Here is a 14,964-nt window from a genome sequence, read left to right on the forward strand (position 1 = left end):
AGGGGCCACTGCCGCGCCGGGGGAAGGTCTTACAGGCCGATCGAACTCACGAGATCGGCGAGCAGGTCGCCCGCCGCGGAGCTGCCGCTGCCGGCCAGATCGTCGAGCGGATTACCCACGCCGTCCCAGCCCAGAGCGTTGGCGATGATCTCCTGCAGGCTTTGCCAAGCGCCCAGCAGGCCGACGCCGTGGCCGTCGACCACCAGCGGGAAGCCCATGAGCCCGGTGGTCAGTCCCAGTCCGTTGATGATCGAGCCGCCGATACCGGGGGAACTGCCATCGTTGATCAAGTTGACGAAGCCCTCGACGTCGGTACCGGTGACGCCGGGGGACAGCAGCCCGCCGAAGGTGTAGCTGAGCGCGGAGACGTCCAGGTCCGCGGACAGCAGGCCGGCCTCCGTCAGGCTCGGCAGCAGCGCGTCCAGGTTGAGCGTGGCCCCGTTGAGAAGCCCGCCGACCATGTTGGCGGGGAGGTTGGCGATGTCCTGCAGCGCCGCCGTCCAGTCCGGGCTGTCGCCGGACAGTGCGGTGCTGATGTCGCTGATGCTGTTGCTCAGCGCAATCAGCGGGCTGATGGACGGGCCGAGCGCACCGATCAGCACACCGCTGAACGGTGACGCCAGGAAGGAGAGAACCGGCGTCAGCTCATCGGTGGACAGGGGGAAGTCCTCGGGCATGTACTGCGGCAGCACCAGTGTGATCAGTGCCTGCAGCGCGTCATTGCTCAGCAGCAGCGGTGACATCGGCAGGTCGGTTTGCATGCTGGGCTGCACAACGGCGTCGATGATGGCCTGCGGGTCGATGTTCACGCCGTGCATCAGGTCGTAGATCAGCTGCTGTCCGGCCACCATCGGGGCCGCGGACATCTGGTCGAACAGGGTGGTGGCGTTGGTCTTGGCGGTGTCGAACATGTCCTGCCAGGCTGCGAACGGATCGAAGTCCGCGGTCAGCACCACCGCGGGCGAGTTGCCGGCAGGCAGGCTCGGCAGCGGGGTGGTGACCGGGGCGACGGCGATGGCGCCGGCGCCGGCGAGCGCCGCGGCGGCGATGACCAACGGCGAGCGAACAACGTTTTGCATGGGGCTCCTAATTACAATTTATGTGACAGGTGGCACAGCGGATGAAAGGTTACTTGAAAGTAGCTTAGGTGCCAATGGCGGCCGATTTGTTTGACACGACCGTGACCAGATGCCGGACTATGGTGCGTATCGTCGGACTTGCTCCCAGGAAAAACCCCAGTTAGTAGTGATTTGGCGGATTCCGGCGGTGGCGTCCGCGGCCGAGTCAGCGCCGTCTTCCGGTTCACGCGGAGGCGACACGAGCGACCGTGTTTTCGGGCAGAGACGAACCTTGGGCTGAGATCGCTTAGTAGGCGTTCAGGTCAGCGAATCGTTGCTCAGTCTTTGTCGTCGTTGGCGCGCGGGAAACCGCCGCCCGATGGGAACAGCGGGAACACCACGTCGTCGAGCTTCTCCGCGTCGCCGGCGGTCTTGTTCACCGTCGCACCCCAGACGTTGCCGTCCGGCGACATCTCGACAGCCCAGACGTGGCCGTGGGTGTCCTGACGCATGACCTCGGGTTCGCTGGTGACCGAACCGGTACCGGAGGCCAGTCGCACGGCGACGGTCTGCTTGGTGTCGATCAGATTGACCAGGATGATCCCGTCCATCGCGGCGCAACCGGCGACGCCGGGTTTATCCGGCCACGTCCACACCGTCGACACATGGGAGTCCTTGGTGATGCGCTGCAGGCGGTCGCCGCCGGGGCTGCGGTCGGTGACGTAGAGCGAGCCGTCGATAGGGTCGATGCACAACCCGCCGCCGGCGCCCAGACCGCTCAGCGCGGTGGTGGGGGCGGCCTGTCCGATCGTGGTCGGCTGCTCGATGCGCAGCACCTTGCCCGCCATCGAATCCGGGTCGGCGGCCGCGCCCGGGTTCCCCGCATCCCCGGTCAGCACCACCAGCGTGGTGGGGCTGGTGAAGATCAGCGCGCCGGTGTTGCCCGTCGGGCCCTTGGGGATGCCGGTCAAGAGGTCCTTCGGCACGTCGCCGTCGGCGATCCGGATCACCCGGTTGTCGGTGGGGGTGCTGATGTAGGCATACATCAGCCGGTCCTGCCGGTAGGTCGGCGACAGCACGATGTCCATCAACCCGCCATCGCCGGCCGGGTCGACACCGATGACGGTCTTCACCTTGGGCTCGGCGGTCAGTGAGACCTCCTTGACCGCGCCGGTGGTCCGTTCGGCTACCAACGCCGACTTGCTGTCGGCGTGCATGATCAACCCGCTGGTGCTCTCCAGGCAGCCCTGCATCACCCCGGGGGCCGGGCACTGCTTGGGGAACGGGTTGGCGGGCAGCGGCGGGGGCGGCGGAGGCGTCGTGGTGGGCGCCATCCCGCGGCGCGGCACCGTGGTGAACGGCTGCGATTGGGCGTCGTCGAAATGCGCGCAACCGGTCAGAGCCAGCAAGGCCACGCCCAGCACGACAGGCACCCGGAGAACCGCCCTGCGCATCCGCATGCCCGACAGGGTACGGATACCGGGTCCGGTTTCGCCACGACGCCCGCCGCGGCATCACCGCGGCGGCGCCTCGCCCCGGCTGCACCGGGCCGGAATCGATTCGCTAACGAAGCCGTTCAAATCCCCAATCCCGCGGGGGTTGCCCTTACCCTTGCAGGGTGAAGAGTCAAGGTGAGGGCTCACACTGGCGTCGGCCGGGTGATGCTGGCGACGCAGGCAAAGGACGTCCCAAGTCGGCACGTCTGGTAGATCCGGAGGACGACATGCCATCGCCGACCTACACCGGTGATTTCGAGACTGCGGCGATCCCGCCCTACGACCCGACCGGTGCGCGCCCGCTCGGTGGCGACTACAACCCGCTGCCCTACGCCGAGCCGCAGGCCACCGCCGGGCGGGTGATCGGTTCCGGTGGCGCTGATGCGGACGCCGACGACCCGTTCCGGGTGGAGGACCGTCGCGGGACCCAGGATCTGGGTCTGCTGATCCTGCGGCTGGGCCTGGGGGTGTCGCTGGTTGCCCACGGGCTGCGTCAGCTGTTCGGCTGGTGGGGCGGCCAGGGACTGACCGGATTGAAGAGCTCGATCGCCGAGGTCGGCTACCAGCACGCCGACATCCTGACCTACGCCGCCGGCGGCGGGCAGATCGCCGCCGGTCTGCTACTGGTGCTCGGGTTGTTCACGCCGCTGGCCGCCGCCGGCGCCCTGGCCTATTTGATCAACGGTGTGCTCGCCGGTGTCTCCGCGCAGAGTCAGGGGCGCTTCGCCTACTTCCTGCCGGACGGCCACGAGTACCACATCATGCTGATCGTGGTGGCGGTGGCGATCGTGCTGGTCGGGCCGGGCCGCTACGGGCTCGACGGTGACCGCGGCTGGGCCCGGCGCCCGTTCATCGGGTCGGTTGCGGCGTTGCTGCTCGGGGTCGCCGGCGGCGTGGCGATGTGGGTGTTCCTCAACGGGGCGAACCCGCTGGCCTAGCTTTTCCGGCAGTGCGCATCCGGCGGGCCGGAGTCGAGGACGGCCTCACCGATACGGGTTGGGCACCCGCCCGCCACTGGCCTCGGTGAGCAGTGGCAGCGTCGCGAAGCTGACCGCCGGCAGGCGCAACCGCTCGCCGCTGCGCAGGTGCGCCCGCGCCCACTTACCCCGGCTGAACCCCAGGCCGGCGATGTCATCCCAGCTCACCGACCGGCTTCCCAGCAGGGTCTGCACCGTGACCTGTTCGGCGTCGGCGACGGTCCGCCACCGCACGATCAGCGCCGAGACCAGCACCGGTAGCAGCAGAAGCGGCGCGGTGAGTGGCCAGGTCATCACCGGGATCAGCAGGCCCAGGGCGAAGAAGCCGACCGCGAAGTGGGCCATCGGGGAGATGCGGATCACCAACGGTTCGGGATCGTGTGATGCGGAGGGCACCCCCGCATGATGTCACCGCCGTTCCGATCGGGTACGGACGGGCGGATGAGCTGGGGAGACGACCAACCCCGCTAAAAAAATATTGACGACTTATTTTTTGTACGACATGATGGTCGCGTGCCACCGACCAAACCCCGCCGAACCCAGGCGGAGCGGACCGCCGAGACTCGGCGGGCGCTGCTGGACGCGACGCTTGACGCGCTGGTGGAAGTGGGTTTCAAAGGCACCACGACCACCGAGGTGGCCCGTCGGGCCGGGGTCTCGGTAGGGGCGCTGCAAGGACATTTCCCGACCAAGATCGGCCTGCTGACCGCCGCCATCGAGTTCGCGCTCAACCGCCGCATCGAGGAGTTCCAGGTGTTGATGGCGAGCCTGGACCCCGCGGCCGACAAGCTCGACGAAGCATTCGACCTGTTGTGGTCGATGTTCTCCGGCCCGACTTTCACCGCGACGATCGAACTGTGGGTGGCGGCGCGCACCGACCCGGACCTGGCGCCGGCCGTCATCGCAACCGATCGCCAGTTCGCCGACGCCTGCGAGCGGGTCTACGACCAACTGCTCGGGCCGGCCGACGCCGCCGGAGCCGCTGCCCCGCCCTCACGCGTCGGCCTGCAGATGGCATTCGTGCTGATGAACGGCTTGGCGATGTCGCGGTCGATCGACGGCTACGAACCCGTGCCGCCCGAGGACATCCTCGAGACCTTCAAGACGCTGGCCCGGCCGCTGGTGGCCGGCCCGGCAGATCGACAACCAACAGCTGAACAACCGGAGGAGACGTCATGACCGTCGAGAACAGCGGCCGGCCTTCCACGCATCCGGCGGTGCAGCCGCGCCGCATCCGGTTCAACTACCCGGTGGCGGCCTTGCAGCGTCACTTCGTGCAGGGCGACCTGGTGATGAGCCACATGATCGCGCACCTGTCGGCGGTGTTCCCCGAAGGCGAGGACTTCTTCATTCGTTCGGTGCGCCACTACGCCGCCCATATCACCGACCCGGTCCTGAGGGATCAGGTCAAGGGCTTCATCGGCCAGGAGGTCACCCACGGCCGCGAGCACCGAGCGCTCAATGAGCGGCTGCAGCAGATGGGCTACCCGACCCGCCGGATCGACCGACTGGTGCACCGTCGCCTGAAGGCGGCCGAGCGACGTTTCTCGCCGCTGACCCGGCTTTCGATCACGGCCGCACTCGAACACTTCACCGCGGTCTTCGCCGAGACCCTGCTCGCCGATGAGCGGGCCCAGGAATTGCTCGGCACGACGGAGGTGCGGTCGATGCTGCTGTGGCACGCCGTCGAGGAATCCGAGCACCGCTCGGTGGCGTTCGACGTCTACCGCGCGGTCGGTGGCGACGAGACCCGGCGGATCCGGACGATGCGCGTCATCCGGTTCAGTTTTCCCATCGCGGTCACGATGAACACCATCATCTCGCTGTTCTCCGACCGAGCCGCCTACCATCCGGTGCGCCTGGTCCGCAGCTTCGCCGCGCTGCGGCACTCACCGTTTTTGACCCGCGCGGTCTTTCGCCGGCTCGGCGACTACCTGCGGCCCGGCTTCCACCCCGACGACCACGACAACAGCGTGCTGCTGGGGCGCTGGGAGTCCGAGCTCTTCGGCGAACGCGGCTCGCTCGTCGACCACCTGCACTGAGCACCCGCCGGGGCCATTTGACCCTGGTGGGTCCAGCGACTACCGTCTTCGGCTATGGACAACGGCATGCTCGTAGTAGCCCCCTGCGCGTTGGTTGTTGCCTGAGCTTTCAACCACCAACGCGCAACCCTCGTGCAGCAGCTGAGCTGGCGGGGGTTTTTTGTTGCCACCAGTCCAGATCACCAGAGACAAAGAGGAAACCGTGAGCGCACCCACCACGCGACCGTCGCAGCGGTCGGCCGCAACCGAGGGGCCGCAGCCGGCCAACGGGACCCCCGCCGCCGAGAAAGCCAAACCCGCGGCCCGGCCCGTCGCCCCCGAGCAGCTCACCGGTGCCCAGTCGGTGATCCGGTCGCTGGAGGAACTCGACGTCGACGTCATCTTCGGCATCCCCGGCGGTGCGGTGCTGCCGGTCTATGACCCGCTGTTCGACTCCAAGAAGCTGCGCCACGTGCTGGTCCGTCACGAGCAGGGCGCCGGGCACGCCGCCAGCGGCTACGCGCACGCTACCGGGCGGGTCGGCGTCATGATGGCCACCTCGGGACCGGGCGCCACCAACCTGGTCACCCCGCTGGCCGACGCGCAGATGGACTCGATTCCGGTGGTTGCCATCACCGGGCAGGTCGGCCGGTCCCTGATCGGCACCGATGCCTTCCAGGAGGCCGACATCTCCGGCATCACAATGCCGATCACCAAGCACAACTTCCTGGTCCGCAACGGCGACGACATCCCCCGGGTGATCGCCGAGGCATTCCACATCGCGGCAAGCGGACGGCCCGGAGCAGTTCTGGTCGATATCCCCAAGGACATCCTGCAGGGTCAGTGCACCTTCGCCTGGCCGCCGAAACTGGACCTGCCCGGCTACAAACCCACCACCAAACCGCACAACCGGCAGATCCGCGAGGCCGCCAAGCTGATCGCCGCGGCGCGCCGGCCGGTGCTCTACACCGGCGGCGGGGTGATCCGCGGCGAGGCCTGCGCGGAGTTGCGTGAGCTGGCCGAGCTGACCAACATCCCGGTGGTCACCACCCTGATGGCCCGCGGCGCCTTCCCGGACAGTCACCGCCAGCACCTGGGCATGCCCGGTATGCACGGCACGGTGTCGGCGGTGGCCGGCCTGCAGCGCTCCGATCTGCTGATCACCCTGGGCGCCCGCTTCGACGACCGGGTCACCGGCCAGCTGGACTCGTTCGCCCCGGACGCCAAGGTCATCCACGCCGACATCGACCCGGCCGAGATCGGCAAGAACCGGCATGCCGACGTGCCGATCGTGGGCGACGTCAAGGCCGTTATCACCGAGCTGATCGCCGCGCTTCGCCATGAGAAGGTCGAACTGGAACTCACCGACTGGTGGGGCTACCTCGACGATGTGCGCTCCACCTATCCGCTGAGCTACGGGCCGCAGAGCGACGGCAGCCTCGGTCCGGAGTTCGTGATCGAGAAACTGGGCCAGATCGCCGGACCCGAAGCGCTGTACGTCGCCGGCGTGGGTCAGCACCAGATGTGGGCGGCGCAGTTCGTCAAATACGAGAAGCCGCGCACCTGGCTCAACTCCGGGGGACTGGGCACCATGGGTTTTGCGATCCCGGCGGCGATGGGGGCCAAGATGGGCCGCCCGGACGCCGAGGTGTGGGCGATCGACGGCGACGGCTGCTTCCAGATGACCAACCAGGAGTTGGCGACCTGCGCGATCGAGGGCATCCCGATCAAGGTCGCGCTGATCAACAACGGCAACCTGGGCATGGTGCGGCAGTGGCAGACCCTGTTCTACGGGGAGCGGTACAGCCAGACCGACCTGGCCACCCACTCACACCGCATTCCCGACTTCGTGATGCTGGCCGAGGCATTCGGTTGCGTCGGATTGCGTTGCGAGCGTGAAGAAGACGTCGAAGACGTGATCAAGGCGGCCCGGGCCATCACGGACCGCCCGGTGGTGATCGACTTCATCGTCGGCGCCGACGCGCAGGTGTGGCCGATGGTGGCCGCCGGCACCAGCAACGACGAGATCCAGGCCGCCCGCGGTATCCGTCCGCTGTTCGACGATGAAGACAACGAGGGGCACGCCTGATGACCACCGCCTGGAAGACCCACACGCTGTCGGTGCTGGTCGAGGACAAGCCCGGCGTGCTCGCGCGGGTCGCGGCGCTGTTCTCCCGGCGCGGCTTCAACATCGAGTCACTGGCCGTCGGTGCCACCGAGACCAAGAACATGTCACGGATGACGATCGTCGTCTCGGTGGAGGACACCCCGCTGGAGCAGATTACCAAACAGCTCAACAAACTGATCAACGTCATCAAGATCGTCGAGCAGGAGGACGACAACTCGGTCTCCCGCGAGATCGCGTTGATCAAAGTCCGCGCCGACGCCGGCACCCGCGGGCAGATCATCGAGGCGGTGAACCTGTTCCGCGCCAGGGTGATCGACGTCTCGCCGGAGTCGCTGATCATCGAAGCCACCGGCACCCCGGCCAAGTTCGAGGCACTGCTGCGGGTGCTGGAACCCTATGGCATCCGCGAGATCGTCCAGTCGGGTCTCGTATCGTTGTCGCGCGGTCCGCGCGGCATCGGCACGGCCAAGTAGTCCCCGCGAATACTTCATCGAAGAACGAACAGAAAGAAGTGACACAAAGTGGCAGTTGAGATGTTCTATGACGACGACGCCGACCTGTCGATCATCCAGGGTCGCAAGGTCGGCGTGATCGGTTACGGCAGCCAGGGCCATGCGCACTCGCTGAGCCTGCGCGACTCCGGCGTGCAGGTGAAGGTGGGCCTCAAGGAGGGGTCGAAGTCGCGCGCCAAGGTCGCCGAGCAGGGCCTGGAGGTCGACACGCCAGCGGAAGTGGCCGCCTGGGCTGATGTCATCATGCTGCTCGCACCCGACACCGCCCAGGCCGAGATCTTCACAACCGACATCGAACCCAATCTCAAGGCCGGGGATGCGCTGTTCTTCGGCCACGGACTCAACATCCACTTCGGTCTGATCAAGCCGGCAGCCGACATCACCGTCGGGATGGTCGCCCCGAAGGGGCCGGGGCACCTGGTGCGCCGGCAGTTCGTCGACGGCAAGGGCGTGCCTTCGCTGATCGCGGTCGCGCAGGACCCGCGCGGTGACGGTGAGGCGCTGGCGCTGTCGTATGCCAAGGGCATCGGTGGCACCCGGGCCGGGGTCATCAAGACCACCTTCAAGGAGGAGACCGAGACCGACCTGTTCGGTGAGCAGGCCGTGTTGTGCGGTGGCACCGAGGAATTGGTCAAGGCCGGCTTCGAGGTGATGGTCGAGGCGGGCTACGCCCCGGAGATGGCCTACTTCGAGGTGCTGCACGAGCTCAAGCTGATCGTGGACCTGATGTATGAGGGCGGTATCGCCCGAATGAACTACTCGGTTTCCGACACCGCTGAGTTCGGCGGGTACGTGTCGGGTCCGCGAGTGATCGACGCCGACACCAAGCAGCGGATGCGCGACATCCTCGCCGACATCCAGGACGGCACGTTCGTCAAGCGCCTGGTGGCCAACGTCGAAGGCGGCAACAAGGAGCTCGAAGGGCTGCGCAAGGCCAACGCCGAGCACCCGATCGAGGTCACCGGCAAGAAGCTCCGGGACCTGATGAGCTGGGTGGACCGGCCCATTACCGAGACCGCCTGACCCCCTTCAGCGCGAGCGCGGGGTAGGGGCGCCCGCTCCGTGGCCTTTCGGACATCCGGGAGCCGTGGCGGCGCAACAGCGAAAACGAAAACCCCACCTGGCGGCTTCGCCAGGTGGGGTTTTCGCGTAGCCCGCGGTTCTAGCCGAGATCGAAGTCGAGTCCGGCGAGGATGTCGCCCGGGTCGAATGCCGCCGTGGCGTCGAACCCGCTGAACATCCAGCTCAGGTCCATGTTGCCGAACGGCGTCACCAGCACGTCGGAGATGCTCGCCGCATCGTCGCCGGTACCGGGGATGGCCTGGTAGATGTTCGTCCAGCCGAACAGGTCGGTCACGGAATAGACCGTGCCGTCTGCGGGCAGGCCGGCGGTGACACCGTCTTCGAACTCACCGCCGGTGACGGTGAACTGGGTGGTCTCGATCATGCCGAACAGGTTCGAGACATTCACCGCGGTCTCGACCGAGCCGAGCAGGTTGCCGTCGGTGCCGTAGACGAAGAGATCCTGGGGCGCCAATGCAGAGCCGGCGAGCTCACCGCCACCGATCGCCAGCAGCGGGGCGACACCGAACATCGGGTTGATGCCGGCGAAGCCGTCGGCGCCGGGGTCGAACGTGAGACCGCCGAGTGTGAAGGCGTCTTCGCCGAAGTCACCGGCACCGACGCCAAGCGCCGTGAGCGCAGCGCCCGGGTCAAGCGGCTGGGTGGCGTCGAACCCGGCGAACAGTGAACTCAGGTCGGTGGTGCCCCAGGGGGTCACCAAAGTGTCGGTGATGGTGGCCGACCCGCCGTCGGCTCCGGGGACCGCGGTGTAGATATTCATGATGCCGCCGCCGAGGTTGGTGACCGAGTACACCGTCCCGTCAGCCGGCAGGCCGCCTTCGCCACCGTCGGCAAGGTCGCTGCCGGTGACGGTGAACTGGGTGGCGTCGATGCCCAGCAGGTTGAGGGTGTTGACCGTGGTGTGCGCGGTCCCGAGTTCGGTGCCGTCGGCGCCGTAGATGTCGAGGTCCTGCTTGTACATCGGGAGCTCGAAGATGCCGCCGAGCACGGCGACGCCGCCACCGAGGTTCATCAGCGGCGCGATCCCGAACAGCTCGTTGGCCTCGTGGAACCCACTGGCGCCCGGGTCGAACGTCGTGCCGTCGATGGTGAAGGCGTGTTCGCTGAACTCGCCGGTTCCGGCGCCCAGGCCGGCGAAGGCATCGCCGGGGTTGAGCCCGTGGGTGGCGTCGTAGCCGGCGAAGAGCCAGTCCAGGTTCATGTTGCCCAGCGGGGTCACCAGCACATCGGTGACGGTGCCGGGGCCACCGTCGGCGCCCGGCGTGGCGATGTAGATGTTCTGGAAGCCGCCACCCAGGTCGGTGACGCTGTAGACCGTGCCGACCGCCGGCAGGCCCGCGGCGTCGGTGCCGCCGTCGGCGTCGATGACCCGCAGCTGGATGGACTCGATGCCCAACAGGTTCTGCACGTTGACGTTGGTCTCGACGGTTCCCAGCGCGGTGCCGTCGTTGCCGTAGACGTCGAAGTCCTGCCGGGCAAGCCCAGCTGAGGTCAGCGACTGGTTGATCGAGGCGCCCCCGATGCCCAACAGCGGAGAAAGCTGAGACAGCGGGGGGATCGAGGTGTATCCGTCATCGCCCGGGTCGAAGGTGAAGGCGCCGATGGTGAACGCGTTGTCGGTGATGGTGCTGTCGGCGCCGGTCTCGGCGACGGCGACCGCCGCTGACAGGAACGCAGTGGCCAGGAGGCCACTGCTAGCGGCGCCTGCCGCCCAAAGGGTGCGGTGTTGCATGTCGGAACTCCTCTTCCGGGTACCCATCGTTTTGGGTTACATGTTCTGGACTGACTCAGAGGGCACCCTACATACTCTTGAGTAACATAGGAAGAGCATTAGAAATATTCTCCAACGTCAGAAACCTTTCAAGCGTCCGGGCCCGAGTCGGCCGCGTGCCGACCGCCCGGTGTTGATCGACTTCGTCGTCGGCGCGGACGCGCAGTCGTGGCCGAGGGTGGCCGCCGGAATCAGCAACGACGAGATCCGGGCCGCCACGGCATCCGGCCGCTGTTCGAAGACGACGACAACGAGGGGCACGCTTGATGTCTGGGAAGACTCATAGGCTGTCGAAGTTGTTGGCGCTCAACGGCTACGGTGGCGAACGCAGTCCAGCGAAACGAGTGGCCCCTTCCATGAAAGGGGCCACTCAGTTGTTGTCACGGGTGCGGCTGAACCCGAGGTCGACACGGGCACCGCTATGTTCGGCGCCGCCGGTTTACAGCATGCCGAACACGTCGTCGAGCAAGCCGGACAGATCCAGGCCGCCCAGCAGCTCCGAGAAGTCGAGGTCGGCGAGGAAGTCGCCGATCCCGTTGAAGAGGCTGGACAGGTCGAAGTTGGCGAAGAAGTCGGTGATGCCGGCGAAGATGCCGGACAGGTCGAAGTTGGCGAAGAAGTCGGTGATGCCGCTGAAGATGCCGGACAGGTCGAAGTTGGCGAAGAAGTCGGTGATGCCGCTGAAGAGGCTGGACAAGTCGAAGTTGGTGAAGAAGTCGCCCAACATCTCGGACAGGTTCAGGCCGCCGAAGAGGTCGCTGATGAGCTCGGACAGGTTCAGGCCGCCAAAGATGTCGGAGATGAGCTCCGACAGGTTCAGGCCACCCAGCAGATTGTTCAGAATGTCGCCGAGGGAGCCCAATACGCCATCGAACGCGCCGCTGTCGTCGGCGGTGAGTTCGATGGCCGATATCGGCACGTGCACGGGTGCGACGATCACGGGTGTGGCGGCGATTGCGCCAGCGCCGATGAGCGCGGCGCCCGCCAGGGCAAACGGACGAAGGGTGGCGTTCATGGCTGCTCCTCTAACGGGATGTGATCTGCGTCGCGACGCTCGTCGTGTGTGACGTTCGTCATAGACGAACTGAGATTACACTCAAGTGCAAGAAAGTCCATACTTAGCTAAAAATTAGTGGAAACTACGGCTTATGGCCCCGGTAGGTCTGTGCCTTCGGAATATGGTCGCCGATCAAAGTGCTCCGGTTCAGGCGCGCTCCAGCCGCAGCCGAAACGGCGCGGCCCGCAGTGAGGTCCCGCCCGCGCCCGGCTACGCCGCTCCGGGGGCCATCGTTAGGCTGTCCGGGTGACTCTGCCCGTGGTACTGATCGCTGACAAACTCGCCCAATCCACCGTCGCCGCCCTCGGTGATCAGGTCGAGGTTCGCTGGGTGGACGGTCCCGACCGGGAGAAGCTGCTGGCCGCCGTACCGGAAGCCGACGCGCTGCTGGTGCGCTCGGCGACCACCGTCGACGCCGAGGTGCTCGCGGCCGGCACCAAGCTCAAGATCGTGGCCCGCGCCGGGGTCGGCTTGGACAACGTCGACGTCGACGCCGCCACCGCGCGGGGTGTACTGGTGGTCAACGCCCCGACCTCGAACATCCACAGCGCCGCCGAGCATGCCATCGCGCTGATGCTCGCCGCCGCGCGGCAGATCCCGGCCGCCGATGCCTCGCTGCACGGCAAGGAATGGAAACGCTCGTCGTTCTCCGGCACCGAGATCTTCGACCACACCGTCGGCGTGGTCGGCCTGGGCCGGATCGGCCAGCTGGTGGCGGCGCGCCTGGCCGCGTTCGGCGCCCACATCATCGCCTACGACCCGTATGTGTCGGCCGCACGCGCCGCCCAGTTGGGCATCGAGTTGCTGTCCCTGGACGAGTTGCTCGGGCGCGCCGACTTCATCTCGGTTCACCTGCCGAAGACCCCCGAGACCGCGGGCCTGATCGGCAAGGACGCGCTGGCCAAGACGAAGCCGGGGGTGATCATCGTCAACGCCGCCCGCGGTGGGCTCATCGATGAGGCGGCGCTTGCCGATGCGATCACCAACGGCCATGTGCGGGCCGCCGGGCTGGACGTGTTCGCCACCGAGCCGTGCACCGACTCCCCGTTGTTCGACCTGCCGCAGGTGGTGGTGACCCCGCACCTGGGGGCCTCGACCGCCGAGGCCCAGGACCGGGCCGGAACCGACGTCGCCAAGAGCGTGAAGCTGGCATTGGCCGGGGAATTCGTTCCCGACGCGGTCAACGTCGGCGGCGGTGCGGTCAGCGAGGAAGTGGCTCCCTGGCTGGATCTGGTGCGCAAGCTCGGGCTGCTGGCGGGTGCGCTCTCCGATGGCCTGCCGGTGTCGTTGTCGGTGCAGGTGCGTGGTGAGTTGGCGTCCGACGACGTTGGGGTGCTGCGTCTTTCAGCGCTTCGGGGGCTGTTCTCGGCGGTCATCGAAGACCCGGTGACGTTCGTCAATGCGCCGGCGCTGGCCGCTGAGCGGGGAGTCGACGCCGAGATCGGCACGGCCACCGAAAGTCCCAACCACCGCAGCGTGGTCGAGCTCAAGGCGGTCGCCGCCGACGGTGCGGCCGTGACCGTGGCCGGCACCCTCTCCGGCCCGCAGCTGGTGGAGAAGATCGTCCAGATCAACGGACGGCACTTCGATCTGCGCGCCGAGGGTGTCAACCTGATCATCAACTACTCCGACCAGCCCGGGGCGCTCGGCAAGATCGGCACCCTGCTGGGCTCGGCCGGCATCAACATCCATGCCGCGCAACTGTCCGAAGACGCCGAAGGGCCGGCGGCGACGATCCTGCTGCGGGTGGACCGCTCGGTACCGGCGGACGTGCAGTCGGCGATCACCGCCGCTGTGGGCGCCAACAAGTTCGAGGAGGTCGACCTCGCATGAGTGTCAAACTCGCGGTCATCCCCGGCGACGGCATCGGCCCGGAGGTCATCGCCGAAGCCGTCAAGGTGCTCGACGCGGTACTGCCCGGCACCGAGAAGACCACCTACGATCTCGGGGCCAGGCGCTATCACGCCACCGGTGAGGTCCTGCCCGACTCGGTGCTCGAGGAGCTCGGCGGACACGACGTGATCCTGCTCGGCGCGATCGGCGATCCGTCGGTGCCGTCCGGGGTACTGGAGCGCGGCCTGTTGCTCAAAGCACGCTTCGCGCTGGACCACCACGTCAATCTGCGTCCGGCCCGGCTCTATCCCGGGGTCAGCGGCCCGCTCGTCGGCAATCCGGAGATCGACCTGGTGGTGGTGCGCGAGGGCACCGAGGGGCCCTACGCCGGCACCGGTGGTTTCCTGCGGCGCGGTACCGAGCACGAGATCGCTTCCGAGGTCAGCGTCAACACCGCCTTCGGGGTGCGCCGCGTGGTGCACGATGCGTTCGGCCGGGCCCAGCGCCGACGCAAGCACCTGACGTTGTTACACAAGACCAACGTGCTCAACTTCGCCGGGGACCTGTGGTGGCGCACGGTGCAGGAGATCGCGGGCGAATACCCCGATGTCGAGATCGCCTACTGCCACACCGACGCCGCGACCATCTATCTGGTCACCGACCCGGGCCGGTTCGACGTGGTCGTCACCGACAACCTGTTCGGTGACATCGTCACCGACCTGGCCGCTGCGGTTTGCGGCGGAATCGGACTGGCAGCCAGCGGCAATATCGACGCCACCCGCGCCAACCCGTCGATGTTCGAACCGGTGCACGGTAGCGCGCCGGACATCGCCGGTCAGGGCATCGCCGACCCGACCGCGGCGATCATGTCGGTGGCGCTGCTGCTGGCCCACGTCGGCGAGGACGCCGCCGCCCAGCGGGTCGACGAGGCCGTCGCCCAGCACCTGGCCACCCGCGGTGAGACGAAGCTGTCCACGGCCGCGACCGGCGATCGGATCCTGGGCCTGCTCTGAGGCTGCGGCAGCGGT

At 67.2% G+C, this 14,964-nt stretch carries 14 protein-coding genes; 8 read left to right on the forward strand and 6 right to left on the reverse strand.

What is annotated here, in order from left to right:
* Positions 1 to 29 precede the first annotated feature (29 nt).
* Positions 30 to 1,079 carry an outer membrane porin GjpA gene (gene gjpA / locus AWC24_RS15050; protein ID WP_085086231.1) on the reverse strand — a complete coding sequence of 350 codons (1,050 nt, stop codon included), beginning with the start codon at positions 1,077 to 1,079 and terminating at the stop codon, positions 30 to 32.
* A 317-nt stretch (positions 1,080 to 1,396) separates the two neighbouring features.
* Positions 1,397 to 2,518, reverse strand: coding sequence for a PQQ-dependent sugar dehydrogenase (locus AWC24_RS15055; RefSeq protein ID WP_407663414.1), 1,122 nt, complete (start codon positions 2,516 to 2,518; stop codon positions 1,397 to 1,399).
* Positions 2,519 to 2,781: 263 nt separating this feature from the next.
* Between AWC24_RS15055 and AWC24_RS15060 the strand changes: the two genes are divergently transcribed.
* Entirely contained in the window at positions 2,782 to 3,492 is a 711-nt protein-coding gene (locus AWC24_RS15060; RefSeq protein ID WP_109560491.1) for a DoxX family membrane protein, read from the forward strand.
* A 45-nt stretch (positions 3,493 to 3,537) separates the two neighbouring features.
* Here the strand turns inward: AWC24_RS15060 and AWC24_RS15065 are convergent, their stop codons facing one another.
* Positions 3,538 to 3,876: a PH domain-containing protein gene (locus AWC24_RS15065; RefSeq protein WP_085087091.1), complete on the reverse strand. Its 339-nt coding sequence runs from the start codon at positions 3,874 to 3,876 to the stop codon at positions 3,538 to 3,540.
* A 168-nt stretch (positions 3,877 to 4,044) separates the two neighbouring features.
* Between AWC24_RS15065 and AWC24_RS15070 the strand changes: the two genes are divergently transcribed.
* The 5 genes from AWC24_RS15070 to ilvC all read left to right on the forward strand — a co-directional run bounded on the left by AWC24_RS15070 (position 4,045) and on the right by ilvC (position 9,215).
* Positions 4,045 to 4,710: a TetR/AcrR family transcriptional regulator gene (locus AWC24_RS15070; RefSeq protein ID WP_085086235.1), complete on the forward strand. Its 666-nt coding sequence runs from the start codon at positions 4,045 to 4,047 to the stop codon at positions 4,708 to 4,710.
* Complete coding sequence (locus tag AWC24_RS15075) at positions 4,707 to 5,573, forward strand: metal-dependent hydrolase (protein ID WP_085086237.1); 867 nt, start codon at positions 4,707 to 4,709, stop codon at positions 5,571 to 5,573. Before AWC24_RS15070 ends, AWC24_RS15075 begins: the two co-directional genes overlap by 4 nt.
* A gap of 202 nt (positions 5,574 to 5,775) precedes the next feature.
* On the forward strand, positions 5,776 to 7,641 hold the full coding sequence (locus AWC24_RS15080) for an acetolactate synthase large subunit (RefSeq protein WP_085086239.1): 1,866 nt from the start codon (positions 5,776 to 5,778) through the stop codon (positions 7,639 to 7,641).
* Positions 7,641 to 8,153 (forward strand): acetolactate synthase small subunit, encoded by a 513-nt coding sequence (ilvN, locus tag AWC24_RS15085; protein ID WP_083039088.1) that lies wholly within the window; start codon positions 7,641 to 7,643, stop codon positions 8,151 to 8,153. The genes AWC24_RS15080 and ilvN overlap by 1 nt, the downstream gene beginning before the upstream one ends.
* A 48-nt stretch (positions 8,154 to 8,201) precedes the next feature.
* Positions 8,202 to 9,215 (forward strand): ketol-acid reductoisomerase, encoded by a 1,014-nt coding sequence (ilvC, locus tag AWC24_RS15090; RefSeq protein ID WP_085086241.1) that lies wholly within the window; start codon positions 8,202 to 8,204, stop codon positions 9,213 to 9,215.
* 139 nt (positions 9,216 to 9,354) lie between these two features.
* Here the strand turns inward: ilvC and AWC24_RS15095 are convergent, their stop codons facing one another.
* The 3 genes from AWC24_RS15095 to AWC24_RS15100 form a co-directional block, all read right to left on the reverse strand.
* Positions 9,355 to 11,007 (reverse strand): hypothetical protein, encoded by a 1,653-nt coding sequence (locus AWC24_RS15095; protein WP_085086243.1) that lies wholly within the window; start codon positions 11,005 to 11,007, stop codon positions 9,355 to 9,357.
* A gap of 117 nt (positions 11,008 to 11,124) precedes the next feature.
* Positions 11,125 to 11,307 carry a hypothetical protein gene (locus AWC24_RS22535; RefSeq protein ID WP_163705288.1) on the reverse strand — a complete coding sequence of 61 codons (183 nt, stop codon included), beginning with the start codon at positions 11,305 to 11,307 and terminating at the stop codon, positions 11,125 to 11,127.
* 178 nt (positions 11,308 to 11,485) lie between these two features.
* Positions 11,486 to 12,061, reverse strand: coding sequence for a hypothetical protein (locus tag AWC24_RS15100; protein ID WP_085086245.1), 576 nt, complete (start codon positions 12,059 to 12,061; stop codon positions 11,486 to 11,488).
* A gap of 288 nt (positions 12,062 to 12,349) precedes the next feature.
* Here AWC24_RS15100 and serA point away from each other — a divergent pair, with 288 nt between their 5' ends.
* Together serA and AWC24_RS15110 are read left to right on the forward strand one after the other, a co-directional pair.
* Positions 12,350 to 13,936 carry a phosphoglycerate dehydrogenase gene (gene serA, locus AWC24_RS15105; RefSeq protein WP_085086247.1) on the forward strand — a complete coding sequence of 529 codons (1,587 nt, stop codon included), beginning with the start codon at positions 12,350 to 12,352 and terminating at the stop codon, positions 13,934 to 13,936.
* Positions 13,933 to 14,949 (forward strand): 3-isopropylmalate dehydrogenase, encoded by a 1,017-nt coding sequence (locus AWC24_RS15110; protein WP_085086249.1) that lies wholly within the window; start codon positions 13,933 to 13,935, stop codon positions 14,947 to 14,949. The genes serA and AWC24_RS15110 overlap by 4 nt, the downstream gene beginning before the upstream one ends.
* The last annotated feature ends 15 nt before the right edge of the window (positions 14,950 to 14,964 follow it).

This window comes from Mycolicibacter senuensis (genome assembly GCF_002101885.1).
Taxonomy (GTDB): Bacteria; Actinomycetota; Actinomycetes; order Mycobacteriales; family Mycobacteriaceae; genus Mycobacterium; species Mycobacterium senuense.

What these genes read in the sequence shown, in the direction of transcription:
- AWC24_RS15095 (WP_085086243.1), bottom strand. Translation starts at nt 11,007, where the DNA reads ATGCAACACCGCACCCTTTGGGCGGCAGGCGCCGCTAGCAGTGGCCTC.
- gjpA (WP_085086231.1), bottom strand. Translation starts at nt 1,079, where the DNA reads ATGCAAAACGTTGTTCGCTCGCCGTTGGTCATCGCCGCCGCGGCGCTC.
- ilvN (WP_083039088.1), top strand. Translation starts at nt 7,641, where the DNA reads ATGACCACCGCCTGGAAGACCCACACGCTGTCGGTGCTGGTCGAGGAC.
- AWC24_RS15110 (WP_085086249.1), top strand. Translation starts at nt 13,933, where the DNA reads ATGAGTGTCAAACTCGCGGTCATCCCCGGCGACGGCATCGGCCCGGAG.
- AWC24_RS15065 (WP_085087091.1), bottom strand. Translation starts at nt 3,876, where the DNA reads ATGGCCCACTTCGCGGTCGGCTTCTTCGCCCTGGGCCTGCTGATCCCG.
- AWC24_RS15060 (WP_109560491.1), top strand. Translation starts at nt 2,782, where the DNA reads ATGCCATCGCCGACCTACACCGGTGATTTCGAGACTGCGGCGATCCCG.
- AWC24_RS15055 (WP_407663414.1), bottom strand. Translation starts at nt 2,518, where the DNA reads ATGCGGATGCGCAGGGCGGTTCTCCGGGTGCCTGTCGTGCTGGGCGTG.
- AWC24_RS15100 (WP_085086245.1), bottom strand. Translation starts at nt 12,061, where the DNA reads ATGAACGCCACCCTTCGTCCGTTTGCCCTGGCGGGCGCCGCGCTCATC.
- AWC24_RS15075 (WP_085086237.1), top strand. Translation starts at nt 4,707, where the DNA reads ATGACCGTCGAGAACAGCGGCCGGCCTTCCACGCATCCGGCGGTGCAG.